This window comes from Amycolatopsis japonica (genome assembly GCF_000732925.1).
Classification (GTDB): Bacteria; Actinomycetota; Actinomycetes; order Mycobacteriales; family Pseudonocardiaceae; genus Amycolatopsis; species Amycolatopsis japonica.
This window is the reverse complement of record NZ_CP008953.1, coordinates 5,215,740-5,241,570: the sequence shown is the minus strand read 5'-3', so window position 1 is coordinate 5,241,570 and position 25,831 is coordinate 5,215,740. Positions and strand designations below refer to the sequence as shown.

Here is a 25,831-nt window from a genome sequence, read left to right as displayed (position 1 = left end):
TGAAGGCCTCCTTCCCTACCCTGAGAGTAGGGAAGGAGGCCTTCACGGACTGACACCGGTGGGGAACGGAAGTCAGCCGGTGTAACCCGCGACGATCTTGGTGTAGTCGTACTTGCCCTGCGAGATCCCCGCGCAGTTGTTGCAGTCGCGGTTGACCGCCCAGAACGACAGCCGGGCGAGATGTTTGCTCGCCGCGTAGTCGCGGATCGCGCGGAAGTCGGCGACGCTGACGGTTTCGCCCGCCACGTCGGTCTTCCCGTTCATCGACGAAAGCCCGCTGCGCCGGTAGGCCGCGTCGTCGCTCAGGCCGAAGGTGGACTTCACGACGTTCTTCAGCCCGTCCACGGCACTGCGGGTCTTGCCGGCCATGTCGCCGCCGCTGGAGAAGTCGAACGGCATGACCGACCACGCGTCGACCCCCGCGCCGAGCGCCTTCGACTGGTTGATCAGCCGCTTGCCGTGCGAGTTGGGGCCGCCCACCTCGGTCGGGATGGTGATGACCACGCGCAGGCCTGGGTTCTTCTGCTTCGTGATCTTGACGGCGTTCAGGATCCGGTCCTGGACGGTGTAGTTCTCGAACTCGTCGGTGTTCTCGATGTCGAGGTCGATCGCCTTGAGCTTGTAGGCGTCGATGACCTTCTGATACGCGCCGGCGAGTGCCGCGGCGGTGCCGCATTTCGGGCCGAGCTTCGTCCCGGACCAGCCACCGAACGACGGGATGACGTCGCCGCCCTTGGCCCGGATGTTGTTGATCAGCGTGGCGTCGGAGCCGGTGAGGGAACGGCTGCCGTCCCATTTCGGGTTGCAACCGCCGTCGGAGAGGACGAACGCGAGGGTGAAGGCCTTGACCCCGGTGGCGTTCATCGCGGCGATCGGGTCCGTCTGTCCCGACCACTGGTACAGATAAGGCGAGGCGAGCACCGGATCCGGGGCAGCCGAGGCGACGGGGGCGAGGCCGACGGTCGTGGCGAGAGCGGCGCCCGCGGCGGTGGCCAGTGTCGCCCAGCGTCGTAGCGATTTCATAGGTCCTCCAACTGGTACGCGCGCGGCGAGGCGCGCAGGTGTGGAGCACCTCCGTCTTGACGCGGCGTATCAACCGGGAGGTCACCGTGTGCTCACTCACAGTGGACTAGACCATTGAGGACTGTCAAGAATTCACCGGGAATCCCGGCGGAAACGACCGACCTTAGTAGGGGGGTGATGACCCGGAAAGCGGATCGACACCATCGCGATTACCGGCTAGTTTGCCGAAATGGTGGGGGACTCCCTGATGGCGACCGGAAGCCGCGGCCGGAGAGACCGGCTCGCCGCGCCGCGGCGGATACTGGGGTCCTGGAGCCTGTGGGAACTACCCAGGCGGGGCCTGATCGGGTACCTGCTCCTCGTCGACTTCGCCGCTTTCGCCGCCACCACCTACCTCTTCGTGTTGCGGCCGCCCGCGCCGTCGTCCTTGCTCCCGTTTTCGGCTCTGCTGGCGGGAATGATCCTCAGTGCGGAGCTTTCGCGGCCCGTCGAACGGTCCCGTGCCGACACCCGGCTCGGCGCCGGACTGGACGCGGCCTGGATCTTCGCGGGCGCTTTGCTGCTGCCGCCCGCGTTGGCCGCGGTGCTCGTCGCCGCTTCGGCGGGCTACCGCTGGTTCCGGATCCGGCGCGGGATTCCGCACCGCCAGGCGTTCGCGGCCTCCGCCACCATGCTTTCGGCGCTCGGTGCCTCGATCATCCCGGTCCTGCTCGGCGCGCCGCCGTTCGCCGACGCGGCAAGGGATTTCGAGAGTTTCGCCCTGGTTTTCGCCACCGGGCTGATTTTCCTGTCCGTCGACGCCGCTTTGGCCGCGCCTGCGGCCGAATTCGGGGCGGAACCGTCGGGGTTCGCCTTCGACGCGGCGATGGTCGCGTTCGGCTTGCTGCTCGCGTGGTCGGCGGCGGAATGGCCGTATGCCACCGTGGTACTCGCGGGGGCGCTCGTGGTACTTCACCGGGCCGGGACGATGCGCGCCCTGCGCGGCCACGCGGGTACGGATTCCGGCACCGGGCTGCTCACCGCGTCGTCCTGGTTGGACGGTGCGCGCACCCAGTTCGATCTGCTTCGGGGCCGTGGCGCGGATCTTTCGCTGCTGATGCTCGATCTCGACCACTTCGCCCGGCTCAACGACCGGCACGGCAGGCAAGTCGGGGACGACGTCCTCCGTGCCGTGGCGGACACTTTGCGTGCCGAGGTCCGCGCGGCGGACCTGGTCGGCCGGTTCGGCGGCGAGGAATTCGTCGTCTTGCTGCCCGGCACGAGCCGGTTCGACGCGCACGCGATCGCCGAACGCATCCGGCTGCGGATCTCCTCGACGTTCGTCTCACTGGGTGGGACGTTCGCCGGGGCGACGGTCTCGATCGGAGTGTCGTCGCATCCCGCCGGCGGTGAGACGCTCGACCGGCTCGTCGGCGCGGCGGATCAGGCGATGCGCGCGGCGAAGGGGGCCGGGCGCAACCGGACCGTCGTCTTCGAGGCCGAAAACTAGTCCGCGGTGTGGACGCCGATGTCCTCGAACCACAACTCCGGGTGATCCCGGATGAACTCGGTCATCAACGCGGTGCAGGCCGGATCGTCGAGCAGGGTGATCTCGACGCCGTTCTCCTCGAGCCAGCCGTGCCCGCCCTCGAACGTGGTGGCCTCGCCGATGATCACCCGGCCGATGCCGAACTGGCGCACCAGCCCGCTGCAGTACCAGCAGGGGGAGAGGGTGGTGACCATGATCGTGTCCCGGTAGTGCGGCCGCCTGCCCGCGTTCCGGAACGCGGAGGTCTCGGCGTGCATCGACGGGTCGCCGTCCTGGACCCGGCGGTTGTGGCCGCGGCCGAGCAGGGCGCCGGTGGTGTCGAAGAGGGCGGCGCCGATCGGGACCCCGCCCTCGGCCTTGCCGAGTTCGGCCTCTTCGCGGGCGACGGACAGCAGCTGCGCGGGATCGATCATCCGGTCACCTTACGGCTTGTGCCCACCACGCCACCGCGGCCAAGGGGCGGCTGTTGGGCGCGGCTTGATCGCACGCCCAGTCCGTGAAGGAGGCCTTCACGGACTCCCTAAGTACATGAAGGCCTCCTTCCTCGCGCTAGACGCAAGGAAGGGGGCCTTCATGTACCTCAGCTGCCCAACCCGAGCCGCGGGCCCAATGCGGACCGGATCTGTCCTGAATGTCTGCCAGACTCCCTCCCATGAAGCGAGCGAACCGATGACCACGGGCACGTCGGCACGGCTGCTGAGGCTCCTCTCCCTGCTGCAGGCGCGGCGCGACTGGCCGGGCGCCGATCTGGCCGACCGGCTGCAGGTGGACGTCCGCACGGTCCGGCGCGACGTCGAGCGGCTGCGGGAGCTGGGCTACCCGGTACACGCCACGCCCGGGGTCGCGGGCGGCTATCGGCTCGGCGCGGGGGCCGCGCTGCCGCCCCTGCTGCTGGACGACGACGAGGCGGTCGCGGTCGCCGTCGGGCTCCGGACGGCCGCGAACGGGACGGTGTCGGGGATCGAGGAGACCTCGGTACGCGCGCTCACGAAACTGGAGCAGGTGCTGCCCGCCCGGCTCCGGCACCGGGTGACCGCGCTGAACACCGCGATGATCCCGCTCGGCGGCGTCGTCCCGGTCATCGACGCGGCGGCGCTGACGGTCATCGCGTCCGCGTGCCGCGACCATCAGCGGCTCCGGTTCGGTTACCGCAGCCACAGCGGCGACGTCACCGAGCGCTACATCGAGCCGTTGCGCCTGGTGCACACCGGGCGCCGGTGGTACCTGGTCGCCTTCGATCTCGATCGGGACGACTGGCGGACCTTCCGGGTCGACCGGATCGACGGCGTCCCGGCGACCAGCTTCCGCTTCACGCCGAGGGAACCGCCCGCCGAGGACCTCGCTGCCTACGTCTCCCGCGGGATCACGTCGTCGCCGTATCCGCACCAGATGGTGCTGCGGGTCAGCGCCTCGGCGGAGGCGCTCGCCGAGTACGTGTCACCGACCGCCGGGACGATCGAAGCCATCGACGAGCGCACCTGCCGGGTCAGGGTCGGTTCCAACGACCTCTCCGTGATGCCCTACTACCTCGCCCACTGGGACGTGGACTTCGTCGTGGAGGAGGCGCCGGACGAGGTCAAGGAGCGGCTACGGCTGGTCGCCGACCGCTTCGCGCGCGCGGTCGTTTGAGTCCGAAGTGGACCGTGCGCGTTTGGCGAGCAGGCCGATCGAACCGAGCGAGATCAGGGCCAGCACGATGATGTAGAGCGAAACCGACATCGACGTGCCGGTGGATTCCAGCAGCAGCACCATGATGAACGGCGCGAGCCCGCCGCCGACGACCGCGCTGATCTGGTAGCCGAGCGAGGCGCCGGTGTAGCGCATCTCGGCGGTGAACAGTTCGGCGAACAGCGCGGCCTGCGGGCCGTACATGATGCCGAGGAACAGCGACCCGACGAACGAGGCGATCACGAACAGCGGTAGCGACGCCGTGTCGATCAGCAGGAACATCGGGATCGCCCAGAGCGCGACCCCCGCCGCGCCGAAGGTGTAGATCTTGAGCCTGCCGATCCGGTCGGACAGTTTCGCCGACAGCGGGATGATCGCCAGCTGCAGCGTGCTGATCAGCAGGGTCGCCACGAGCACGGTGGTTCGCGACATACCCAGATGGCGGGTGGCGTAGTCGAGGACGCCGTTCAGCAGGATGTAGAAGGTGGCGGTGTTGACCATGAACGAACCGCCGGCCAGCAGCACCGTTCCCTTGTGGTGACGCAGGACGTCACGCAGCGGCGACTTGGCCCGGCCGCGTTCCTCGGCGGCGAGTTTCGCTTCCGCGCGGCGGTATTCGGGCGTCTCGTCGATCTTGACGTGCATGTACCAGGCGAGCCCGAGCACGAGGACGCCGACCAGGAACGGGATCCGCCAGGCCCACACGAGGAAATCCGACGGCGGCGCCACCTGCGCGGCGACCAGGAACACCGTGTTCGCCAGCACGACCCCGATCGGGACGCCGAGCTGGACGAGACTGCCGTAGAGACCGCGTTTGCCGGGCGGCGCGTACTCGGTGGCGAGCAGCATCGCGCCACCCCACTGGGCGCCGACGGCGACCCCCTGCACGAGCCGGAGCAGCACCAGGAGGATCGGCGCGGCGATCCCGATCGAGTCGTAGGTCGGCAGCAGGCCGATCAGCGTGGTCGCCGCGCCCATCAGCGCGATCGCCAGCACCAGCACGGGTTTCCGGCCGCGTTTGTCGCCGAGGCTGCCGGCGATGATCCCGCCGAGCGGCCTGGCGAGGAAGCCGACCGCGAAGGTGGCGAACGAGGCGAGGACGCCGGCCGCCGCGTTGGTGGTGGGGAAGAAGGTCTTCCCGAACACCAGGGCGGCGGCGATCCCGAAGACGAAGTAGTCGTACCACTCGACGGATGAGGCGAGTGCCGCCGCGGTCGCGGCCCTCCTGCGCTGGGAGACGGTGATCGTCGGTTCGGCGGCGGTTCCGGGGGCGTTCGGTGCGGTGTCGGCCATCTGGATGCCCTTCGCTCGGCGCTGCTGCGGCGATGCAGTCCGGGCAAGTTAACAACCGCTTAGTATGTGGTCAACGTCTCAACGGGTAATTCTAGATACCGACCAGTTGGTATGTCACTCTGGTGGCGGTATCGCCGGGAAAGGCCGATCAGTACTGGTCAGGAGAGTTTCGTGCCGAGCATGCGCAGCACCAGCTCGCTGTACTCCTGGCCCAGCTTCTTGGGCGTCTGGCGGGCACGTTCGCTGTACCAGCGGGAGACGTCGACGCCGAGCGAGAGCACGGCACGGGCCGCGGTGTGCGGGTCGCCGACGGTGAACACGCCCGCCTGGGCGCCTTCGGTGACGACCTCGCGCACGACCTGCTCGATGCGGCGGCGCAGTTTCGCGACGATCTCGAACTCCTCGTCGGGCAGTGCCTGCAGTTCGTACTGCACCACGCGGGCCACGGTGTGCCTCCGCGCGTGCCAGGCCACGAAGTCCTCCACCAGCAGCCGGATCCGCTCGACCGGGTCGGTCTCCCGTGCCACGACGCTCTCGACGAGGGAGAGTGTCTGCTCGTGGCCGTACTTCGAGATCGCGAACAGCAGCGCGGCCTTGGACGGGAAGTGCACGTACAGTGCCGCGGGGCTCATTCCCGCCGCCGAGGCGATGTCCCTGGTGGTGGTCGCGTGATAGCCGCGCCGCGCGAAGGATTCGACCCCGGCCAGCATCAGGCGCCGTGCCGTCTCCGGCTGGACGTCGGGCCACAGTTCGGCCGACAGCGACATGGTCATCCGCAGATCCTCCCAGACGCTCGAACCGGAGTGTGGGCTTGACAGCGCCTCCGGACCTTCCCATTGTAAGTGAGCGCTCGCTTAGTGAATGCGCTCGCTAGTGAACACAGAGGAGATCGACAGAGTGAACCACTCCTTCAAGGATCGCGTCGCGATCGTCACCGGCGCCAGCCGGGGTATCGGCCTCGGGATCGCCAAGGACCTCGTCGAGCGCGGCGCGAAGGTGTGCATCACCGCGCGCAAGCCGGAGCCGCTGGCCGAGGCGGTCGCCGAACTGGGCGGCGAGGCGGTCGCCATCGCCGTTCCGGGCAAGGCCGACGACGACGCGCATCAGGAAGAGGCTGTCGCCAAGACCATCGAGGCCTTCGGACGGCTCGACATGCTGGTCAACAACACCGGTATCAACCCGGTGTTCGGGCCGACGCTGGACGTCGACCCCGCCGCCGCCGCGAAGATCTTCGCCGTCAACGTGCTCGCCCCGCTTTCGTGGACCCGCCGGGCGCGCGACGCGTGGATGGGGGAGCACGGCGGCGCGGTGGTGAACGTCGCGTCCATCGCCGGGCTCGGCGCGTCGCCCGGGATCGGGATGTACGGCGTCAGCAAGGCCGCGCTGATCCGGCTCACCAAGGAACTCGGTTTCGAACTGGGCCCGAAGATCCGCGTCAACGCCGTCGCGCCGGCCGTGGTCAAGACCAAGTTCGCGACCGCGCTGTACGAAGGCCGCGAAGAAGAGGTCTCGGAGCCGTACCCGATGAAGCGCCTCGGCGTGCCGGCGGACATCGCGAGCGCCGTGTCGTTCCTGCTTTCGGAAGAGGCGGGCTGGATCACCGGGCAGACGATGGTCCTCGACGGCGGCGTGACGCTGGCCGGTGGCCTGTGACCCCGTCCTTCACCGGATCCGGTGTCGTCGTCACCGGCGGGGGCGGCGGGATCGGTGCCGTCCTCGCCCGCCGGTTCGCCGCCGAGGGCGCGCGCGTGGTCGTCGGCGACCTGAACGGGGACGCCGCGGCCGAGGTCGCGAAGGAGATCGGCGGGACCGCCGTCGCCGGTGACGCCGCGAGCGAAGCGGGTGTCGCGTCGCTGATCGAGGCGGCCCGCGAAACCCTCGGCGAGATCGACGTCTTCTGTGCCAACGCGGGGATCGCGCCGATGGGCGGCGTGGACGCGCCCGAGGAGGACTGGGCGCGGATCTGGGACGTCAACGTCATGGCGCACGTGCGCGCCGCGCGGCTGCTGCTGCCGCCGTGGCTCGAACGCGGCCGCGGGCACTTCATCTCGACGGTGTCGGCCGCGGGATTGCTGACCAGCCTCGGTTCGGCGTCGTACTCGGTGACCAAACACGGCGCGCTCGCCTTCTCCGAATGGCTGTCGGCGACGTACCGGCACCGCGGGCTCACCGTGCAGGCCATCTGCCCGCAGGGCGTGCGGACGGCGATGCTGGAGAACACCGGCCCCGCGGGTGAACTGCTGATGGGCGCGTCGGCGATCCAGCCGGAACAGGTCGCGGACGCGTTGTTCGAGGCCATCGCCGCCGACCGTTTCCTGGTGCTGCCGCATCCCGAGGTCGCGGACTACTACGCCGCGCGGGCCACGCAGACCGACCGCTGGCTCGGCGGGATGAACAAGCTGCAGCGCAAGGTGGAGCAGGTCACCGGCGAATGATCTCCCGGGGCCGCGCACGGTTTCGCCCTGCGCGGTCCCTTCTGTTTCAGACGACTTCGTTCAGTTTCCCCGTCGCGACGTCGAACACGAAACCGCGGAGGGAATCCTTCTTGGGAATGAACGGGCTGTTCTTGATCCGCGCGATCGACTGACGGACGTCCGCGTCGACGTCGCCGAACGACTCGGCGGCCCAGGCCGGTTTGACGCCGACCTCCTCCTGAATGGATTTCTTGAAATCGTCGTCGGTGAAGGTGAGCATTCCGCAGTCGGTATGGTGGATGAGGATGATCTCCTCGGTGCCGAGCAGGCGCTGGCTGATCGCGAGGGAACGGATCTCGTCCTCGGTGACGACGCCGCCCGCGTTGCGGATGACGTGCGCTTCACCTTCCTGAAGGCCGAGAACACCGTAGACGTTGATGCGGGCGTCCATACAGGCGAGCACGGCCACGTGTTTGGCGGGCGGCAAGGGCAGTGGTCCGGAAAAGCGCGCGGCGTAACCGGCGTTGTTGGCCAGGAGTTCATCGGTGACCGACATGGTTGTCCCCTTCCGGCTGGAGTACGACCGAGTGGACCGCTCGGATGCACGCATGCGCAACCGCGCCCATGAACTGGGATCGGACCGGCTGATCCACCACGGCGTGTATCCACGCGGCGGTTGATCTTCGCCGCGGAATCGGCCACTGTGGGGTGGGGGTCCTGCTCGCGGTGAGGAAACACGATGAACAAGCGTTTCGTGGTCCGTGGGTTCGTGCTTGCCGCAGCCGTGGCGGGGTCGATGCTGACCGCGGGATCGGCGATGGCGAGCACCGCGGAACCGTGCGCGGCCGGGGCGTCGGGAGACGTCGCGGCGGCTTCCTGTACGCCGTATCGCAAGGTGAGTGAGGGCTGGAGCAGCAAAACCGCCTGCAACCGCGCCGGCAACGAGGGCGCGCAGGCGGGGCGCTGGACCGGCTGGAACTGCAACCAGGCGCTGCGCGGCTGGGAGCTGTGGGTGCGCACCTGCACCGCTTTGGCGGCGGAGAAGGACGCGGCGACCACGCGCGAAACCGTCTGATTCGCCCCTGTCGCCCCGGACGCGTGTCCGGGGCGACCTAAACTCCTTGGTACGGCGGGAAATCCGGCGGACGGCGTTCGTTCCAGCTCGCCAGGCCTTCGGGAAGTTCCGGGTGGCCGAAGGATTCGAGCATCAGGGCGGTGGCTTCGCGGGCGGAATCCTCCAGGGAGAGCCCGGCTTCGCGAAGGACCTGCCGTTTGATGAGCGCCATGGAGCGCGGCGCGCTGTAGGTCGCGAGCTCGGTGGCATAGGCCATCGCCCGCGCGGAAAGCTCTCCCGGCGGCACGACTTCCTGCACCAGGCCGTACTCGTACGCCTCGTCGGCGGTGAAGGTCCGCCCGGAGAACAGCAGATCGAGTGCCCGGCCGCGGCCGACGAGTTCGGGCAGCAGTTTCGCCACCCCGTATTCGGCGATGAGGCCCCGCCGCGCGAACGCGGTGGTGAACTTCGCGCCCGCCGCGGCGAACCGGACGTCGGCGGCGCAGGCGATCACGAAGCCGAGCCCGGCGCAGCCGCCGTTGATCGCCGCGACCACCGGCACGTCGGCATACGCGGCGGCGAGGACGTCGCGGAACCCTTCTCGTTCCGGCGTGCCCGTGCCGCTGATGGAGATGTTCTCCAGCAGTCCCAGGTCCGCGCCGGGGCAGAAGGAGCGGCCGCTGCCGGTGACGACGACGGCACGGACCCCGGGATCGGCCGACGCCTCGCCCAGCAGCCGGCCGTAGCGGATCTGCATCGGCTGGTCCATCGCGTTGCCGCGGCCGGGTTTGTCGAAGGTGATCGTGGCGACGGCGCCGTTCACGGCGTACCGGACCGTGTCCGCAGTGTCCACTTCGGACGGTGAGAGCTGATCGGTCACGTCGACCTCCTTGCGTCATCGACATACTAAGCGGATGCTTACGGGATCGTCGAGACTTGTCAGGGAGGAAACCTGCATGAGCCGGTACGAAGCGAAGCCATGGCTGGCCGCCTACGAAGATCGGATGAAGGCGGCGGAGACACCGAAAGCGACCACGGTCCTGGCGTCTTTCCGGCGGGCGGTCCAGCGCTCTCCGCAGGCCACGGCGATCGCCTACTTCGACGCCACGATGAGTTACCGCGAGGTCGACGAGCTCTCCGACGGCGTCGCGCGTCATCTGCTGGCCTCCGGTTTCGCGCCGGGCGACCGGCTCGCCCTCGTCCTGCAGAACATCCCGCAGTTCGTGCTGGCGTTGCTCGGCGCGTGGAAGGCGGGCGGGATCGTCGTCCCGGTCAACCCGATGTACCGCGAACGGGAACTCCAGCACGTCTTCGACGACGCGGGGGTGCGCGCGGTCGTCTGCTCGCAGAGCGGATGGAATCGCCGCATCCGCCCGCTCGTGCCCGGCAGCGGCGTGACCATCGCGCTGACCACCAGTGAACTCGACCTGCAGGGCCGCGACGATCCGCGCGTGTTCGGCAAGACCGTGCGGGAACCGACTCCCGGCGCCGCCGATCTGCTGACGGTGGCGCGGGCCGCGGCGGGGGATCCGCCAGCCGACCCCGGACTCGGCCTCGACGACGTCGCGCTGATCAGCTACACCTCGGGCACCAGCGGGACACCGAAGGGGGCGATGAACACCCACGGCAACCTCGGCGCGAACGCGGCCGTGCTCAGCACGTTCAGCGGTCTCGGCGAGGGCGCCACACTGTTCGGTCTCGCCCCGCTGTTCCACATCACCGGCATGGTCTGCGAAATCGCCTCCGCGATCGACATCGGCGGCACGCTCGCGCTCGCGTACCGGTTCGAGCCCGGCGTGGTGCTCGACGCCTTCCTGGAGCACAAGCCCGTGTACACGGTCGGCCCGTCCACGGCGTACATGGCGTTGATGGCGCACCCCGACGTGCGCCGCGAACACTTCGACTCCTTCGAGTTGCTGTACTCCGGTGGCGCCGCGCTGCCGCCCGCCGTGGTCGGCATGTTCCGGGAACGGTTCGGCCACTACATCCACAACGGCTACGGGCTCACCGAGACGACCGCGGGCTGCATCGTCGTGCCGAGCAGCCTCGAAGCGCCCATCGACGAAGCGTCCGGCACGATCTCGATCGGCCTGCCCGTCCCCGGGACCATCGTGCGCATCCTCGGTGAGAACGGTGAAGAACAGCCGTTCGGGACGGCGGGTGAGATCGTCGTCGAAGGCCCGATGGTGATCCCCGGCTATTGGAACCGGCCCGAGGCGACCGAAGCCGCGCTGCCCGGCGGCAGGCTTCTGACCGGCGACATCGGCTTCATGGAGCCGAGCGGCTGGGTCTACGTCGTCGACCGCAAGAAGGACATGATCAACGCCTCCGGGTTCAAGGTCTGGCCGCGTGAGGTCGAGGACGTCCTGTACACGCATCCGGCGGTGCGTGAAGCGGCCGTCGTCGGCGTTCCGGACGCGTACCGCGGCGAGACCGTGAAGGCCTACATCAGCCCGGCGCCGGGCACCACGCCCGACCCCCAGGACCTCGTCGCGTACTGCAAGGAACGCCTCGCCGCGTACAAGTACCCGCGGGTGATCGAGGTGCTCGACGAACTGCCGAAGACGGTGAGCGGCAAGATCCTCCGCCGCGAACTGCGGGAGAGGGGCTGAGCGGGATGGCGCAGGTCGAAACCGTCCGAGGCCCCGTCGACACCGGCGAGCTGGGCCGGGTGCTCATGCACGAGCACCTGTTCGTGCTCAGTCCCGAGTTCATGGCGAACCATCCCGAACACGACGGGTTCCGCGAAGACGAACACGTCGCCGACGCGATCCGGCGGCTCGACGAACTCAAGGCCGCCGGGATCGACACCATCGTCGACCCCACCGTGATCGGGCTCGGCCGCTACATCCCGCGCGTTCAGCGGGTCGCGGCCGAAACCGATCTCCGGATCATCGTCGCGACCGGGCTCTACACCTACAACGACGTCCCGCACTACCTGCACCATCGCGGACCGGGGCTCATCTTCGACGACGGCGAGGATCCGCTGGTCGGTCTCTTCACCGGCGACATCGTGGACGGAATCGCCGGCACTGGGGTGAAGGCGGCCCTGCTGAAATGCGCGACCGACGAACCCGGCGTCACCCCCGGCGTCGAACGCGTCCTGCGCGCGGTCGCGAAGGCGCACCGGGAGACCGGCGCGCCGATCATGACCCACACGCACGCGCCCACCCGGCGCGGCCTCGAACAGCAGGCCGTCTTCGCCTCCGAAGGCGTCGACTTGAGCAGGGTCCTCATCGGCCACAGCGGTGACACCACCGACCTCGACTACCTCACCGAGATCGCCGACAAGGGATCGCTGCTGGGGATGGACCGGTTCGGGCTCGACCCGTTGCTGTCGTTCGACGAACGGGTCGCCACGGTCGCGGCGCTGTGCGAGCGCGGTTACGCCGAAAGCATGGTGCTCTCCCATGACGCCTCCTGTTTCATCGACTGGTTCGAGCAGGACAAGATGGCCGCCGTGGCGCCCAACTGGCATTTCCTCCACATCACCCGTGACGTGCTGCCCGCATTGCGGGAGTCGGGGGTTTCCGAAAAGGACATAACGACGATGCTGGTCGACAATCCGCGGCGGTTCTTCGAGCACGGGGGCGCGTATTGACCCCCTGTCGTTCTGGGGGCCTGGGGCGGGGTGGTCGTGAGTGGCGATTCGGGTTAGCCACCGTCTAAGTCAACCAACAACAATGTACTCCGCTCGTCCCTTATGAGCCATAAGTGCGAGGAGTCGCCTGCCCCCGGTCGTGTCAGGGGGCGGGCGGCTCGACTCTGGCACTCATGCCTACCGCAGGTGGATCAACGCAGCTCATGGAGGCGACCTGCTACTCACCTTGGATTCCACATGTTCCCGACCTGGTGGAGTCGGAGCGGGGACTTTAACGGCGGCATGAACGTGGGATGCGGCTACTCCTGCGGGTTCTCGGCGGCTGCGTCGTTGTCCTCGATCGTCATCTCCAGAAGCCTGTTCAACACCGCTGCACGCTTCATGTCTCCGTTATTCACGGCGTCCAGCACGGCGGCGGCCGCCTGATCTTCTGCCTTGGTCGGTTTACGGTTGGTCATCCCTCGGTCTCTCGGTCGTGCTGGTGGGTCATCAGGGGCGGAGGCGGTGCCGTGCGCGGTCGGCGGCCAAGGGGTTATCCGATCCGGTTTTGGCGACCATCTCCGACGGGATCGGGTGGCCGGTGAACCGATGCCGCAGCATCGCGTCCACCGACTCCCGCACCTGATCAAACGACGGTTGCATGCGCGGGTTCACCACCACCGTCAGGTCACGGCGCGGGATGGTGATGAAAGCGACCGGCACGTCCTCCTGAACGCATGTCGCCTGAACGATCTCCTGCCACATCAGCGGATCGGGCCCGTTGCGGCCCCACTGGTGGTCGAACACCACCCAAAGCCCCTGCCGCAGCTTGCCGACCACTTCCCATGCCGACCCCGCCATATAAGGATTCGCTACCCGCTCCATCACCGGTGCTCCCTTGCCGTCTCGCGCGGGTCTAGCCGCGCAGGCCGTTCACGAACGCGGCGAACGTGCCCGTGGATACCGCCAGTACCGTCCGCGCCGCGTCCGGCACTCCGGCCTGCTTGGTGTCACGGATGCCGACGAACCCCGGCGCCGTGCCGATCTCCACGCATGCGTTCTCTTCCCAATGGGTCTTGTGTGCCTTCTTCCAGCCCGTGAACTTCATGCCCTGCTTCCTTCCGTGAGTCCTGCTTCGGTGTCGAACTCTCCATTGCGCACACCGTCGAGAAATGCGTCCCATTCCCGCGCGGTGAACACCAAAACCCTGCCTTTGTCGTTGCATAGCAGCGTGAACACACTGTCCCCATAGGACACGAATGCGTGCCGCAGGCGGTCACCCGGCGGGCCGGTCTCCGACCAACCCGCATCCGGGGACAACGCCAGTTCTGTCGTCTGTCGGACCAACTCGGCAAGCCCGCGCTGTGTCTCCAGATCAGTGACACTCATGTTGTTTGCTCCCTATCGTGATCTACTTGCCAAACGGTGCCAGCATTCGGAGCGCTGGCAGAGTCGTGGACAAGCACGAAACGCAACGTGTATCCGAGAGCGGCCGCATATGCACCTAGATGACGCACCAACGCGTCTGAGTAATAGTCGAAATTGGACTCCAGTCGGGAAACCGTAGCGCTTCCCATGCCCGACGCCGAACATATGTCACTTTGGGACAGGCCGCGCGCTGTCCGGACCGAATGCAGAACCTCCGCAACATTGGAAAGTTCTTTCAATGCGGCATATTCCGGCACGTTTGGGTTCATCGCTGGCCCCGTCCTCGCGTTCCGCGCAGCGCGTGCCGACCGGTGGATACGGGCGCGACCGCAGCGCTGCCCGCCGTCGCTGAATCTGTGGTGGCGTAGTCGTCCCCGGTCGCAGTCAACCCGGAACGGGGATGCGGAATATGAGACGGGACAGCCGGAGATTTCAATGCCGCCGCCATCCGGGCTAGTACACCGGGACGTGCATGGCGACGATGGCAGCGCCGGACTGACATTCGCTGTTCCATTGACTTCAAGGATGCTCGCGCCTCTATAAACAGGCGGCAACCTACACACACATTTCCCGGAGCGGCAGTCATTGGCGCAGAAACGAACAGCACTCCACACAAGCCCTGATATACACCCTGGGACGCCATTCCTGCCGCCAAGGCGTCGTCGGTCACCGCATGATCGATCACAGCATCGCTATCGGCTGTGATCCAAGTCAAGTGATGCCGCTCTGAGGTCGATTGAGTTCCTGTCGTCATTGCCGGTTCCTTCAGTATTTGTCGTATGGGCGCCATTGAATGCAGGTTGGCCGCAGTCTCGTATTTAGCCACTCGATTAACGCAGTGCGCGCATCGGCAATAGGAATTGCCGCCGAGCGGGGAAACACCGACCCCACTGACCCATTGAAGATGAGGTTTGATTCAGGAAGTGGACGCCTGGGATTGTATGAGTTCGCGATCGGCATTTGAGCATCGTCGTTGTCCATGTAGTTCAACGCGGCAAGACCAATGGACGGGCGAACGCTTACCCGAAATTGATGATTTGGAAACGGGCCATCCTTGCTGATGTAGAACTCAACTTCGCCGATCGAAAGGGTGGTTTCCGAATCGGTGTGGTCTATTGTCAAGATTTCTTCAACAAGTGCGGCCGATGCAGCCATTCCGCGCGCGACTCGGGCCACGCCGGAAGAAAGCGATGCCGTCACAATCATGCGTCCATGTCACCGTTCGGTCGGTTGAAGCCGGTCTCGGCCCCCTGTCGGAGTCTTGCTCGGCCTACGGTCACGGGGAGTGGCGCGGGGGTCTATATCTACTCGGGCATGCCACATGCTGGATCTGACATATCCGCAGGTGGGAGGTCAGATCAGGGGGCTGTGAGCTTCACTCGGTGGTGGCGGCCGATAGCGCTAGGTACGCTGGTCGGAGGCTGATCGGTACAGACCTCGGCAAGGGGGATCGCATGGGTACACCCGGTGGTTCACGGAACTGCCCGGAATGCGGGACCTTGCTCGCTGCCGACAATACGGCCCGAATGTGCAGCAAGTGCCTAAGAGAACAGCGTGACCAGCTGCGGACACCCCCTGCGCAGCTTCGGAATGAATTCTTCGAGACTGATGCTTTTCGCGCAGCCTTCGCGAGCCATCACATTGGGAAGGTCTTCAAGGCGTATCGGAACCACCCGCGCCACCTTCAACTGTTCGGGAAGGCACTCAATCAAGAGTTGCTGGGTCGCTGGTTGGGACTTACGCAAGCCCAAGTAAGCAAGCTTGAAAACGGAAAGCCGGAAGAAAACCTCGGAAATCTCCGGAACTATGCAAAGATTCTGCATCTGCCGCAGCATCTTCTTTGGTTCGATTTCCCAGGTGAAAGCCGATTGAGGATTCCGCGGACTGCCAATGCTGGCCATGAATCCAATAAGCTAATTGCGGCAGGGGAACGTGACGAACTTCTGGTGGTCAACACCGGAATGGATACACTTGAACTCTTGCGGCGCGTGCGCGCATCGGCAATCGACTCGTCAACCATTGACGCACTCAGTATCACTGTAGAGCAATTGTGTTGCGACTATCCGCATGCTGACGCTCGCACGCTGATGGTTGCCGGTAAAGAGTGGCTGGGCAAGATGACACAGTTGCTCGAAAATCGACTGACGCTGTCACAGCACCGCGACATACTCAGCAAGGCGGGAACACTGGCCTTGCTTGTCGGATGCCTGGAATACGACACAGGCGATGCTCGCGCAGCGGAAGCGACACGTCGCATGGCAATGGAACTAGGTAAGGAAGCCGGGGATCAAGGAATTGTAGGGTGGGCGCATGAAATGCTCGCATGGTTCCATCTGACGGCGGGAAATTACCGCGCCGTTATTCCGGCCGCTGAAGCGGGGGTTTTGGCGGCACCCTCCCACTCTGTCGCAGTGCAGTTGTACGGGCAGCAGGCGAAAGCGTACGCCCGTATGGGCAAGCCCGAGGAGGTTCGCCAAGCGCTGGACAACGGCAGCGCCCTCCTGGATCGGCTCCCCTTCCCGGATAGGCCGGATAACCACTTTGTTGTTGATCCTGACAAGTGGGACTTCTACGCAATGGATACCTATCGAATTGTCGGCGAAGACCAACTCGCACAGCGAAATGCCGAGGAAGTAATCCGACGCGGGGTCAATCCCGAGGGCGTTCCGCTTTCCCCGATGCGCATAGCCGAAGCTGAGCTAACCCTCGCCGTCATAGCCGCAAGGCGCGGCGACGTCGAACAGGCGGAGGAACTGGGCATGCGCGCGCTCCAGTCCGGCCGCCAGAGTCGCCCATCACTACTGATGGTCTCGACCGAACTTGAAGACGAGCTCACCACGTACGGCACCGACGCGGGGCGCGACTTCCGCGAGCTGCTGGCCGAGGTCAAGCGCAACCCTTGATCAACATCCTGGCTGAGAATATTTAGCCACGGCGGCATTCTTTCTCGGAATACCGCACTTCATTAAAGCACTCACCACCTGCGGCTATTCAAGCATGGAATAGTTTACTTCGGTGTTGACATAGTTGATTTGATGCTGCGGCGCCTTACTTGATGGCGACGGCTCGCAATTCCGCGAGTCGCAGCCAAGAGTAAGGATTCAACAATCATGAGTAACACAATCCAAAGTGCCGGTTCCCCGGCGCATGTTTCGATCCGTCAGGCCGCCTGGGCTCTCGGAGTTAGCGAGTCCAGGGTGTGCCACGCGGTCCGAGTTGGTGCCTTGCGTGCCGTTCGGCGTAGGTCCCGCCTTGTGGTTCCCACCGCCGAACTGCGGCGCGTGCTTGGCGGTGCGCGATGACTGACGACGAGTACGCGGAGTTGGCTGCTCAGCTTGACCGGTTGTCCGCTGTGCCGGATGACGTGTTGTCCGAAGTGGTGGCAAGGGACGGCCTGTGTTTGTGGGCGTTCGATCGGAGCGACTTTCCCGAGGGTGAGACGGACAGGGCGACGGCGGCACGGATGTGTGCCGGGTGCCCGGTGGTTGATGAGTGTCTGGAACTCGACTTGCGCACGGCCGGTGAGAACACGGTCGGGGTGTGGGGCGCGTTGCCGGATACCGATCGTCGGGCGTTGTTCCCGGTGTGGCTGCGTCGTCGGGGTGGTGAGGCACGATGACTGTCTCTCTGTCGACGACGCAGATTCTGGCCGGGGCTGGTGTCCTGGTGTTGCTGTTCACGGTCTGGCGGGCCAGTGCCCGCAAGGCTCGTGCGGCGGCTGACGCGGCACGGGCTAGTGCCCGGGTGGTGTCGCTGGCCGGGCGGGTGCTGTTCACGGGTGCCGCGTTCGTGGGGGTTCAGTGGCTGGTGATCACGCACCCGGGTAGTCCGCTGTTGCTTCTGGTGGTGCTGGCGGTGCCGGATCTGATCGCGGCGCATGTCCTGACTCGGGCGTTGACGGTGACCACGATGGACACCGGTACGACGCGGCGTCGGGGTGGTGGTCGCCGATGACCACGAACGCTGATCGGTTGGCGCGGGACGCGGCCGACGCTGCCGAGGTGCGGCGCTGGCAGTCCCACCCGGACGTGATCGCGTGGCGGGTGGAGCGTGTGCGCCGTCAGGTTGACCGGTTGTGCTGGGCGGGGATTGTGCTCGGGTTGGCGTTCACGACGGCGAACGTTCAGTGGTTCGCCGCCGCTGGTGCCGAGGTGGGTTCGCTGCCGTGGCTGACGGCGTGGCTGCTGGACCCGACGGTGTGTCTGGTCCTGCTGGCCATCCTGCGGGCGGAGCAGATCACCGCCCGGTACCAGGTCCACACGGGACGGTGGGTACGTGCGGCGAAGTGGCTGACGCTGGCCGCGACGTATGTCATGAACACGTGGTCATCGTGGGCGGCCGGTTCGCCTGCGGGGGTGGTGCTGCATTCGGTGCCTCCGGTGGTGGTGTTCGTGGCCGCCGAGGCGGTCACCGACCTGCGGGACAAGCTCACCGACGCGGTTCACGTCGCGGTCTCCACGTCCATGAACCGCACGGAGGTTCATGAACCGGCCGTGGCCGTACCGGCCACGGCCGTGACCGTGGCCGAGGTGGCGCGGCCGGTACGGCGGAAGCTGTTCGCCGACTATCTGGCCGACGCGCGGGCCGTGTGGTCGGCGGAGGTGGAGATCACTCCGGCATGGGTGCGGGAAGCCACCGGGTGTTCGCGTGGTCTGTCGTCCCGGCTGGCCGCCGCGCTGGCGGCCGAGGTGGCCGAGGGGGTGCGCCATGACCAGTGATCTGGAGCGTGCCGGGTCCCGCGACGTCGAACACGTCGGGCCGGTCCTTGACGGCGAGTTGGTGGATGACACGTTGCCGCAGCCACGTCGGCGGACGGTGCGGCGCCGTGTCGGCCGGTGGCTGCGTCGGGTGTGGCAGTCCGCGACGGTGGTGCGGGCGCGGTCGCTGGCCGCCTACCGCGTCCGGCAGGCTCCGCGCGATGTGGTGCGGCTGGTCTGGTTCGTGGCGCGCGGCATGTGGCGGTGGCTGCTGAAGTTCTGGCAGTGGGCCACGTATGCCGACCTGCGGGCGGACGCACGGCGCGCTCGGCTGGCAGGCGACGCCGAAGCACGCCGCGCCGCGCAAGAGTTGATCCGCTCCGACGCGACGGCACGATGGGCGAAAGTCGGGATCGCCGTTCGACGGTTCGTGATCACGGTGCGGGTGGCCGCGCCGGTGGTGGCGGTGTTGTGGGCGGTGGCCGCGTTCCTGGAACGGGCGGACATGTGGACGTGGCTGGCCGAGGTCTACACCGGACTCGACGCGGCATGGTCCGTGCTGGTGTTCCTCGGACCGGTGGTGTTGTGGGCGCTGCCGCTGGTGCTGGTGGTCGCGGCCGCGTTCGAGGGACGCGACCGGACCCCGGGCGCGGGGTGGCTCGTGCAGCCGGACCGGGACGACGCGGATTCGTGGATTGACGAACGGATGATCTCCCGCGCACTCGCTCACCTCGGTATCGCACCCTTGGACAAGTTCTACCGCGACGGCGGGGAACTCGTGTACACGGTGGCCGCCCGCAAGGACGGCGACGGCACCGCCGCACAGATCAGGCTGCCGATGGGTGTCACGGCCGACATGGTGGCCGCGCGCCGGTCGCGGCTGGCGGCGAACCTTGGGCGCGCGTCGCTGGAAACGTGGCCCACCAAGGGATCCGAGGACGGAATCCTAGATCTGTGGGTCGCGGACAAGGGCGTTCTCGGCGGCCGCGGCGCCGGCGACTGGCCCCTGGTCCACGATGGACAGGTCGACCTTTTCGAGGGTGTCCCGTTCGGACTCTCGCAACGCGGGCTGGTCATCAACGCGCCATTGCTCGGGGTCAACTGGCTGATCGGAGGCCGCCCAGGGCAAGGGAAATCGTCGGCGCTGCGCACGCTCATGCTCGGCGCGGCACTCGACCCGACGGCCGAGTTGTGGGTGTTCGTGATGGGCGAGTCTCCGGACTTCGCGCCGTTCGAACCCCGGTTGTCCCGCTACCGCATGGGAATGGACGACCATGTTGCCGAGGCGGCGACGCAAGCACTGGCGGACCTGCTGACCGAAATGGAGCGACGCGGCAAGACGCTCGGCGAACAACCCGGGCGGCCGCCGAAGGTGTCGCGCAAGCTCGCCGACAAACGCGCGTTGGGCTTGCACCCGCTGGTGTGTGCCATCGACGAGTGTCACGAACTGTTCCAACACCCCAAGTTCGGGAAGCGAGCGGCTGAGCTGGCGGTGCGGCTGATCAAACGCGGCCGCAAGTACGGCGTCGTGCTGCTGCTGGCCACGCAGTCGCCTACAAAGGACAGCATTCCCCGGGAGATCACGCGCAACATCTCCTGCGGCGTGGCGTTCTCCGTGGCCGACCAGGTAGCCAACGACGGGTTGTTGGGTTCCGGCCGGTACGCGGCCGGTGTCCGCGCGACCGAACTACGGATCAACACCGACCGGGGAACCTGTGTCGCCGTCGGCATCACCGACGAGACGTTCGAGTTGGTGCGCACGTTCTACGTGCCGTTCGAGGACGGGGCCGACGACGTGACACCGGTCATCGCCCGCGCCATGACGTCCATTGAGGACGCCGGGCGGGCGGTGGAGACAGCGGAGCGAATCGAGATTGAGGCGGCTCCGGTGGATCACCTCGCCGACATTGCGCACGTGCTCGGTGGTGAACAGCGGGTGCGGACACAGGTGGTGCTGGCTCGGTTGGTCGGGCACAACCCCGACGAGTACGAGAAGTGGACTGCTCGCGACCTGCGCGCCGCGCTTCGCGAACACGACGTCACTACCCGCAAATCGGACGGAGCGATGGTCGTCCGCGCCGACGACATCGCCGACGCACTCACCCGCCGCGCAGGCAACAGCAGGGCCGGAGACGGCAGGGAGGCAGACAGGGAGCCATCAGGGAGGCAGGGAGTTTTCCCTGACGACTCCCTGACCCAACCTCCCTGCGCTGACCAGGGGAAACGTGGATCAGGGAGTCCAGGGACCCACCACCCGGACAACCCCGAATCGGGCCGGAATCCGGGTGTTCCCGGGACCGGGGAGCGTCCCTCCCTCACCGCCCGCAGCACCGACGACGGGAGGTGACCGCCCTTGCCTGACCCGTCCCGTTCGACACGACCAGCAACCGCAGACACCCGCTCGAAAGGCAGCGACCATGACCACCACCACGCCGACGAACCCGAGGCCGGACACGGCACCGCAGACGGCCGACCGAACACACCGGACGGTGACCACGCCGACGGCCCGCAGGACGCGGACCAGCCGAATACTGACTCACCCCGGGACGGCGGGCAGGGCACCGCCTCACGGGCCGCTGAGAGGGGCGTAGACGGCTCCACGTCGCCGCTGGCGGGACGTCCTGACGTCGGGCGCGTGATGCTCAAGACCACGCCAGAGGGCGCGGCGTGGGTGCTGGTCGAAGGCTCCGACTTCGCGGAGCTGGCCGAGAGGATCAACGCGGTGTACGACGCCTTGACCCGCCGCCCCCGCTAAGCGCGCCCGTGTCCGTCCGCAGTACGTGACCAGGGCCGATGGTTAGCGTCATAGCCAGTTTGGAGCGCATCCCAAAGCAGACAGGTCTCACCCAATCGGGCCATTGAAGGCAGGAAACGACAGCGTATGGTGAGAGATGATCAAGATCATGGCCGACTTGGTGATGAGTTAACGTCACCACGGTCGGAAGTCTCGGGGTGGGTACGAATAAATTTCACATGAGGGGGAAATATGAAGTCATTTTTGCGGGCGTTCTCGGCTGTAGCTATTACGATAATTCTGGCTTTCTCGGGCGCAACTCACGCCTCTGCGACAGAAGCAGAAGTTGATTGCAATCCCTCCTTTGCCAGTGACTACGCGGGCCGTCACATCGGCAACGGTCGATACAACGTCAAAATCACCTACGTGGACGTCGCACGCTTCTTCGGCAGTCAAAGCGGCACGATCGACATCACCATGGCAGACGGAACCGTCCTTCAGGACTTCAATGGCTCACCCTCCGGAGGAACAATTCCGGTCGATTTCAATTACGACCAGCGCGGAGACTGGCAAGCGAATCTGTTCCATGCCAATGGTGGCGCTCTCTGCGCGCAACGGTTCAAAGTGCTCGCCGTGATCGAAGGGGAGTAGGCTAAGTGCAACGACACCGCCATGGCTACGGCGGTGTCGTTGCCGGTTTCTCCAGCGGCGACACCGAACGAACTAATGAGGGTGGCATGAGCAAGACCTACGACCTGCCAATGAAGCTTCATGGGATTCCCGATTGGCACGGAAGCGCATATCTGGAATTCTTTCAGGTGGACCCGCAGCAAGGTGTTGCCACCGAAGCTTGGCTTGGCCATGTCAGCGCCTCTCCCGAAAATCCGGAAAGATACGTCTCCGTTGGAACCTTTTGGGAGGAGCATCCGGCTTTCAGTGGCGGCACCGCTGTTCGACACATAGCAAATGAGGTGCTGCTAAAAGCAATAAACTTGTCACTACCGGCGGCGGACGTGCAGCGGATGGCGGACTTGCACGCGCGCATCGTTACCTATGCGGAGGACTCGGCGGGCCTGATAGACCAAGAATGGACGTCCGTCACCATCGACGTTAATGGCGTTCCCGAACCCGGAAAATACATAAAGTTCGGCGATATGATCGCCGGTTTTGTGCAGGCGTCCACATCGGCGACCCCTGTCGCGTTCTTAGCGCGTGGTGTCGAACCGGCAGAAATCGAACTAGCGACCGTCGCAGATGCCGCCGCCTACGGGTTCGACCTGTCCCAGGGTGTGTCACGCGACCAACTCCGGCCAACGCCGATGCCGTCTCCCTCGAACGACTTCCATCCGGACTTCGATCAAATCTTTTCATGAAAGCCTCTGCCCCAAAGGCTGCCGCTGAAAGGTCCGCTCAACGATCGGGAATCAGCAGCTCTGAGCGCGCCCGGGGGCGACGCCTTCTGGCGTCGCCCCCGGGCGTGTCGCCATAGGTGACGGAAGCGGGACCGACACCCTTTAACCGGGCCTAATCAAAGTAGGTCGGTTATCTCGATTAGCCCACCATTGCCGCCGATCCGGTCTTTGAATTTGACTAGCTCTGGCATGGCGTCCTGCCATCCTTCCGGCAGAAGCCACCCCATCACCAGTTTTCCATTGGTTCGTTTCTGTGCCGCGAATCCAAAACCCAAGTCAAGCCACCGGAGACGCCGTTCTTCCGGTGTCAGTGTTTCCAGTTCTTCCCGCCACGTCCGGTCCGTCGGCACCCACTGCACACCCCCGGGATCAATCGGCAACGCCCGAAGTGTGTCGATATCCTTCAGGATCTTGTTCCCGTCGTCCATGATCCGTTGGCGGTCACTCGCCGACACTGCCCGCGCCACTTTCGACATGAGCCGCGCGTGTTCCCGTTCCAGCTTCGCGATTTCGTTAGCGTGATTCGTCGGCGGCAACACGATCCGTTCGCGGACCGGGACCATGGAAAAGAGCAAGTAGAAAGACCTCTCGGCAAACGGTTCGACGTCTTCCGCACGGATGGACGGGCCATGCTTAGCCGTCGGACACTTCCAGTACCGGTACTCATAGCTGACCGTGCTTCCATCCGCTCGGGTCCGCGTGTCGCCCGCGATACGGTGCCACAAGGGCTCCCAGCACTCCGGGCACACCAAGACACCCGAGAACGGGTACGGCCGGTTGCTACCGCGTGCCTTCCGGCGCGATTTCTCGTCCAGCACGGCGGCTATCTCCGCCTGTTCGGCGGGCTCGAAAATGCCGAGTTCGACAAGCTCCGGATTCACCAGCAAAGCGGCGAGCGTGCCACCCTGCCATTGATAGCCCTTGAGTTCCACGGTGGCGGGGTCCTCTCCCCGCCGTTCCGCCGTCAACTGTGCTTGCCGGTCTCGCGGAGTGACGACTTTGTGGTCCGTCAGCCACTTGCACAGGTCGGTGAGCCCCTTCTTTTCCGCCCGCACCAGCGTGGAGAGGGAGTGCAGGATCTTGACCGCGTACGGGTCCAGCCCGAGAATCCAGCCGCCGCCGCCCGGCAATTCCACCGGCATCGTGCCGTACAGGTGACTCTCGCCACTCCACCGGCCCTGTTCCTTCAGGGATGCCTTCGCGGAGCGGAACCGCTCGCGCATCCGTTCACGCTCCATGCGGGCGAAAGCCGCAATCAGCGTGATCATGAATTCGGCCATGGAGTTGCTGGAGTCGATCCCTTCCGCGATGGCGATCAGACGCTTACCGCGTGCCCGCAGCCACTCAAGCAGGTTCAGGGCGTCCATGACGTTCCGGACCAGCCGGTCAAGCTTGGACACCACCAGCGTCTTCCACGGTCGCGGAGGCGCGTCGGACAGCCACTGCTTGAGCCCTGCCCGCTTGTACGGCTCCAGGTCACCGGACACGTGCAAGTCCTCGACAGTCTCCACCACCGGAATCCCGTAGGCAGACGTCCACCGGTGCGTGGTGTCGCGCTGGACCACGCTGGACGTGCTCTCATCCGTGTAGTGCGACTCACGGGAGTAGCAGACCGCCGCGTCGTCCACGGGGTCGAACGGGACGACGGGCGGTCGCTCACTGGTCTGCTTCTTGAACCTCCGCCGCTTCCTCGGTGCTGGTGCGCTCATGGCCGTATCCTCGCTGGTAGACGCTCTGCCGACTGTAGTCGGTTGCCCCAGTCGGTGCAGAACCCGAATCGCCACTCACGACCAACGCGAGATCGCCCTGACGTGATCGAAGCCGGGACTCGCGTGATCAGCGGCGGAACACCCCGAGTGCGCCTCCCAGCCGCGCGAATCACGCCTTCGCGCACGCCCTGTCGGTGTTTCCAAGTCCGTGAAGGCCTCCTTGAGGGACTCTGGGTCCCTCAAGGAGGCCTTCACGGACTTCGGATCGGGAGGTGCCGAGGACACGGGCGGCTCTGACCCGAATCGCGACTCACGAGACGCGCCCCACCACGCCACCGCTGCCCTCCGCTCGCAGCTGAAGTACGTGAAGGCCCCCTTCACTGAGCTAGACGCAGTGAAGGGGGCCTTCACGTACTTGGGAAGTGTGAAGGTCGAGTTGCCTCGGCTGAGCCGCGGGTGGCGTTCACGGACCTGCGCGGAGCCGGGACTCGCGTGATCGAGGCCGGAACTCGCGTGATCGGCGGCGGAACACCGAGTACGGCATCCAGTCACGCGAGTCACGTGCTTGATCACGCGAGTCACGTGCCTGATCACGCGGCCTCGAATCCCCTTTTCCAGTGCATCGACAAACCGGCCGGTATGCTGAGCGTCCGCACGAGAAGGAGCCGGTCATGACACGAGCGACCACCCGGAAGGCCGAGGCAGGCGGCGAAGACCAGGCCGCCGTCCCGCGCCGTCTGCTGTCGCACGCCACGAAGCTCTTCGCCAAGAAGGGTTTCGACCGCACCTCCGTGCAGGAGATCGTCGAGGCGGCCGGGGTCACCAAGGGCGCGATGTACCACTACTTCGGCTCCAAGGACGACCTCCTTTACGAGATCTACGCCCGGGTGCTGCGCTCGCAGACCGAGCAACTGGAAAAGGTGGCCTCGAGCGAGGCGCCGCTGCGGGAGCGGCTGCGTTCCGCCGCCTCGGACGTCATCGTCAGCACGATCGACAACCTCGACGACAACACGATCTTCATGCAGTCCATGCACCAGCTCAGCGTCGAGAAGCAGAAGGCCGTCCGCGCGGAACGCCGCAAGTACCACGAGCGGTTCCGCACGCTGATCGAGGAAGGCCAGGAGTCCGGCGAATTCCGCGGGGACAAACCGGCCGACGTGATCGTCGACTTCTTCTTCGGCTCGGTGCACCACCTCGGTTCGTGGTACCGGCGTGGCGGCGCGCTTTCGGCCCGCCAGATCGGCGACCACTTCGCCGACTTGCTGCTGGCCGCGCTGCGGCCGGAGTAGCG

At 66.1% G+C, this 25,831-nt stretch carries 29 protein-coding genes; 16 read left to right on the top strand and 13 right to left on the bottom strand.

Annotated features, from left to right (window positions below):
* Nucleotides 1-72 precede the first annotated feature (72 nt).
* Nucleotides 73-1,023: a chitinase gene (locus AJAP_RS24110; protein WP_038515412.1), complete on the bottom strand. Its 951-nt coding sequence runs from the start codon at nucleotides 1,021-1,023 to the stop codon at nucleotides 73-75.
* Nucleotides 1,024-1,252: 229 nt separating this feature from the next.
* Here AJAP_RS24110 and AJAP_RS24105 point away from each other — a divergent pair, with 229 nt between their 5' ends.
* A complete protein-coding gene (locus AJAP_RS24105) occupies nucleotides 1,253-2,512 on the top strand; it encodes a GGDEF domain-containing protein (RefSeq protein ID WP_051972582.1) in 1,260 nt (419 codons plus the stop codon).
* Here the strand turns inward: AJAP_RS24105 and AJAP_RS24100 are convergent.
* The gene (locus tag AJAP_RS24100) at nucleotides 2,509-2,964 is read right to left on the bottom strand and encodes a nucleoside deaminase (protein WP_038515410.1); all 456 of its coding nucleotides are present in this window, start codon (nucleotides 2,962-2,964) and stop codon (nucleotides 2,509-2,511) included. The two genes, AJAP_RS24105 and AJAP_RS24100, sit on opposite strands and share 4 nt — an antisense overlap.
* Before the next feature lie 256 nt (nucleotides 2,965-3,220).
* On the opposite strand from AJAP_RS24100, the gene AJAP_RS24095 reads away from it, so the two are divergent.
* Nucleotides 3,221-4,180, top strand: a complete 960-nt coding sequence (locus AJAP_RS24095) for a helix-turn-helix transcriptional regulator (RefSeq protein WP_038515408.1) — start codon at nucleotides 3,221-3,223, stop codon at nucleotides 4,178-4,180.
* On the opposite strand, the gene AJAP_RS24090 is transcribed toward AJAP_RS24095, so the two are convergent.
* A complete protein-coding gene (locus AJAP_RS24090) occupies nucleotides 4,139-5,512 on the bottom strand; it encodes an MFS transporter (protein ID WP_038515407.1) in 1,374 nt (457 codons plus the stop codon). The two genes, AJAP_RS24095 and AJAP_RS24090, sit on opposite strands and share 42 nt — an antisense overlap.
* A gap of 158 nt (nucleotides 5,513-5,670) precedes the next feature.
* Nucleotides 5,671-6,285, bottom strand: coding sequence for a TetR/AcrR family transcriptional regulator (locus AJAP_RS24085; protein WP_038515406.1), 615 nt, complete (start codon nucleotides 6,283-6,285; stop codon nucleotides 5,671-5,673).
* A gap of 124 nt (nucleotides 6,286-6,409) precedes the next feature.
* Here AJAP_RS24085 and AJAP_RS24080 point away from each other — a divergent pair, with 124 nt between their 5' ends.
* Nucleotides 6,410-7,165 (top strand): SDR family oxidoreductase, encoded by a 756-nt coding sequence (locus tag AJAP_RS24080; RefSeq protein WP_038515404.1) that lies wholly within the window; start codon nucleotides 6,410-6,412, stop codon nucleotides 7,163-7,165.
* Nucleotides 7,162-7,947: an SDR family oxidoreductase gene (locus tag AJAP_RS24075; protein ID WP_038515402.1), complete on the top strand. Its 786-nt coding sequence runs from the start codon at nucleotides 7,162-7,164 to the stop codon at nucleotides 7,945-7,947. Before AJAP_RS24080 ends, AJAP_RS24075 begins: the two co-directional genes overlap by 4 nt.
* A 46-nt stretch (nucleotides 7,948-7,993) precedes the next feature.
* Here AJAP_RS24075 and AJAP_RS24070 read toward each other — a convergent pair whose 3' ends face one another.
* Nucleotides 7,994-8,482, bottom strand: a complete 489-nt coding sequence (locus AJAP_RS24070) for a beta-class carbonic anhydrase (protein ID WP_037344123.1) — start codon at nucleotides 8,480-8,482, stop codon at nucleotides 7,994-7,996.
* On the opposite strand from AJAP_RS24070, the gene AJAP_RS45105 reads away from it, so the two are divergent.
* Nucleotides 8,472-8,606, top strand: coding sequence for a hypothetical protein (locus AJAP_RS45105; protein WP_267284089.1), 135 nt, complete (start codon nucleotides 8,472-8,474; stop codon nucleotides 8,604-8,606). The two genes, AJAP_RS24070 and AJAP_RS45105, sit on opposite strands and share 11 nt — an antisense overlap.
* A 59-nt stretch (nucleotides 8,607-8,665) precedes the next feature.
* Nucleotides 8,666-9,001 (top strand): hypothetical protein, encoded by a 336-nt coding sequence (locus tag AJAP_RS24065; protein WP_038515401.1) that lies wholly within the window; start codon nucleotides 8,666-8,668, stop codon nucleotides 8,999-9,001.
* Nucleotides 9,002-9,038: 37 nt separating this feature from the next.
* Here AJAP_RS24065 and AJAP_RS24060 read toward each other — a convergent pair whose 3' ends face one another.
* A complete protein-coding gene (locus tag AJAP_RS24060; protein ID WP_228694574.1) occupies nucleotides 9,039-9,860 on the bottom strand; it encodes an enoyl-CoA hydratase-related protein in 822 nt (273 codons plus the stop codon).
* A 76-nt stretch (nucleotides 9,861-9,936) separates the two neighbouring features.
* Here AJAP_RS24060 and AJAP_RS24055 point away from each other — a divergent pair, with 76 nt between their 5' ends.
* Complete coding sequence (locus tag AJAP_RS24055; protein ID WP_038515398.1) at nucleotides 9,937-11,592, top strand: AMP-binding protein; 1,656 nt, start codon at nucleotides 9,937-9,939, stop codon at nucleotides 11,590-11,592.
* A 5-nt stretch (nucleotides 11,593-11,597) separates the two neighbouring features.
* Complete coding sequence (locus AJAP_RS24050; RefSeq protein WP_038515396.1) at nucleotides 11,598-12,581, top strand: phosphotriesterase family protein; 984 nt, start codon at nucleotides 11,598-11,600, stop codon at nucleotides 12,579-12,581.
* A gap of 299 nt (nucleotides 12,582-12,880) precedes the next feature.
* Here the strand turns inward: AJAP_RS24050 and AJAP_RS44125 are convergent, their stop codons facing one another.
* From AJAP_RS44125 to AJAP_RS43110, 6 genes are all read right to left on the bottom strand, one after another.
* A complete protein-coding gene (locus AJAP_RS44125; RefSeq protein WP_158509802.1) occupies nucleotides 12,881-13,039 on the bottom strand; it encodes a hypothetical protein in 159 nt (52 codons plus the stop codon).
* Between the two features lie 31 nt (nucleotides 13,040-13,070).
* Nucleotides 13,071-13,445: a hypothetical protein gene (locus tag AJAP_RS24045; RefSeq protein ID WP_148311567.1), complete on the bottom strand. Its 375-nt coding sequence runs from the start codon at nucleotides 13,443-13,445 to the stop codon at nucleotides 13,071-13,073.
* Between the two features lie 31 nt (nucleotides 13,446-13,476).
* A complete protein-coding gene (locus AJAP_RS24040) occupies nucleotides 13,477-13,668 on the bottom strand; it encodes a DUF397 domain-containing protein (protein WP_038515394.1) in 192 nt (63 codons plus the stop codon).
* On the bottom strand, nucleotides 13,665-13,949 hold the full coding sequence (locus AJAP_RS43765) for a DUF397 domain-containing protein (RefSeq protein WP_103746183.1): 285 nt from the start codon (nucleotides 13,947-13,949) through the stop codon (nucleotides 13,665-13,667). The genes AJAP_RS24040 and AJAP_RS43765 overlap by 4 nt, the downstream gene beginning before the upstream one ends.
* Nucleotides 13,946-14,257 (bottom strand): helix-turn-helix domain-containing protein, encoded by a 312-nt coding sequence (locus AJAP_RS45365; protein WP_148311566.1) that lies wholly within the window; start codon nucleotides 14,255-14,257, stop codon nucleotides 13,946-13,948. The genes AJAP_RS43765 and AJAP_RS45365 overlap by 4 nt, the downstream gene beginning before the upstream one ends.
* Nucleotides 14,258-14,753: 496 nt before the next feature.
* Nucleotides 14,754-15,194 carry an Imm1 family immunity protein gene (locus AJAP_RS43110; RefSeq protein WP_084098320.1) on the bottom strand — a complete coding sequence of 147 codons (441 nt, stop codon included), beginning with the start codon at nucleotides 15,192-15,194 and terminating at the stop codon, nucleotides 14,754-14,756.
* A 248-nt stretch (nucleotides 15,195-15,442) separates the two neighbouring features.
* On the opposite strand from AJAP_RS43110, the gene AJAP_RS43755 reads away from it, so the two are divergent.
* From AJAP_RS43755 to AJAP_RS43745, 7 genes are all read left to right on the top strand, one after another.
* Nucleotides 15,443-16,891: a hypothetical protein gene (locus AJAP_RS43755; RefSeq protein WP_148311565.1), complete on the top strand. Its 1,449-nt coding sequence runs from the start codon at nucleotides 15,443-15,445 to the stop codon at nucleotides 16,889-16,891.
* A gap of 395 nt (nucleotides 16,892-17,286) precedes the next feature.
* On the top strand, nucleotides 17,287-17,607 hold the full coding sequence (locus AJAP_RS24025) for a WhiB family transcriptional regulator (protein WP_038515390.1): 321 nt from the start codon (nucleotides 17,287-17,289) through the stop codon (nucleotides 17,605-17,607).
* On the top strand, nucleotides 17,604-17,942 hold the full coding sequence (locus AJAP_RS24020) for a hypothetical protein (RefSeq protein WP_038515388.1): 339 nt from the start codon (nucleotides 17,604-17,606) through the stop codon (nucleotides 17,940-17,942). Before AJAP_RS24025 ends, AJAP_RS24020 begins: the two co-directional genes overlap by 4 nt.
* Nucleotides 17,939-18,706, top strand: coding sequence for a hypothetical protein (locus tag AJAP_RS24015; RefSeq protein ID WP_038515387.1), 768 nt, complete (start codon nucleotides 17,939-17,941; stop codon nucleotides 18,704-18,706). Before AJAP_RS24020 ends, AJAP_RS24015 begins: the two co-directional genes overlap by 4 nt.
* Nucleotides 18,696-21,032: an FtsK/SpoIIIE domain-containing protein gene (locus tag AJAP_RS24010; RefSeq protein ID WP_051972578.1), complete on the top strand. Its 2,337-nt coding sequence runs from the start codon at nucleotides 18,696-18,698 to the stop codon at nucleotides 21,030-21,032. Before AJAP_RS24015 ends, AJAP_RS24010 begins: the two co-directional genes overlap by 11 nt.
* A gap of 639 nt (nucleotides 21,033-21,671) precedes the next feature.
* Complete coding sequence (locus tag AJAP_RS43750; protein WP_148311564.1) at nucleotides 21,672-22,070, top strand: hypothetical protein; 399 nt, start codon at nucleotides 21,672-21,674, stop codon at nucleotides 22,068-22,070.
* A gap of 86 nt (nucleotides 22,071-22,156) precedes the next feature.
* Nucleotides 22,157-22,792, top strand: coding sequence for a hypothetical protein (locus AJAP_RS43745; protein ID WP_148311563.1), 636 nt, complete (start codon nucleotides 22,157-22,159; stop codon nucleotides 22,790-22,792).
* Between the two features lie 155 nt (nucleotides 22,793-22,947).
* Here the strand turns inward: AJAP_RS43745 and AJAP_RS24000 are convergent, their stop codons facing one another.
* Nucleotides 22,948-24,540, bottom strand: a complete 1,593-nt coding sequence (locus AJAP_RS24000; protein ID WP_038515383.1) for a recombinase family protein — start codon at nucleotides 24,538-24,540, stop codon at nucleotides 22,948-22,950.
* A 671-nt stretch (nucleotides 24,541-25,211) separates the two neighbouring features.
* Between AJAP_RS24000 and AJAP_RS23990 the strand changes: the two genes are divergently transcribed.
* Nucleotides 25,212-25,829 carry a TetR/AcrR family transcriptional regulator gene (locus AJAP_RS23990; RefSeq protein WP_016333237.1) on the top strand — a complete coding sequence of 206 codons (618 nt, stop codon included), beginning with the start codon at nucleotides 25,212-25,214 and terminating at the stop codon, nucleotides 25,827-25,829.
* Nucleotides 25,830-25,831 lie beyond the last annotated feature (2 nt).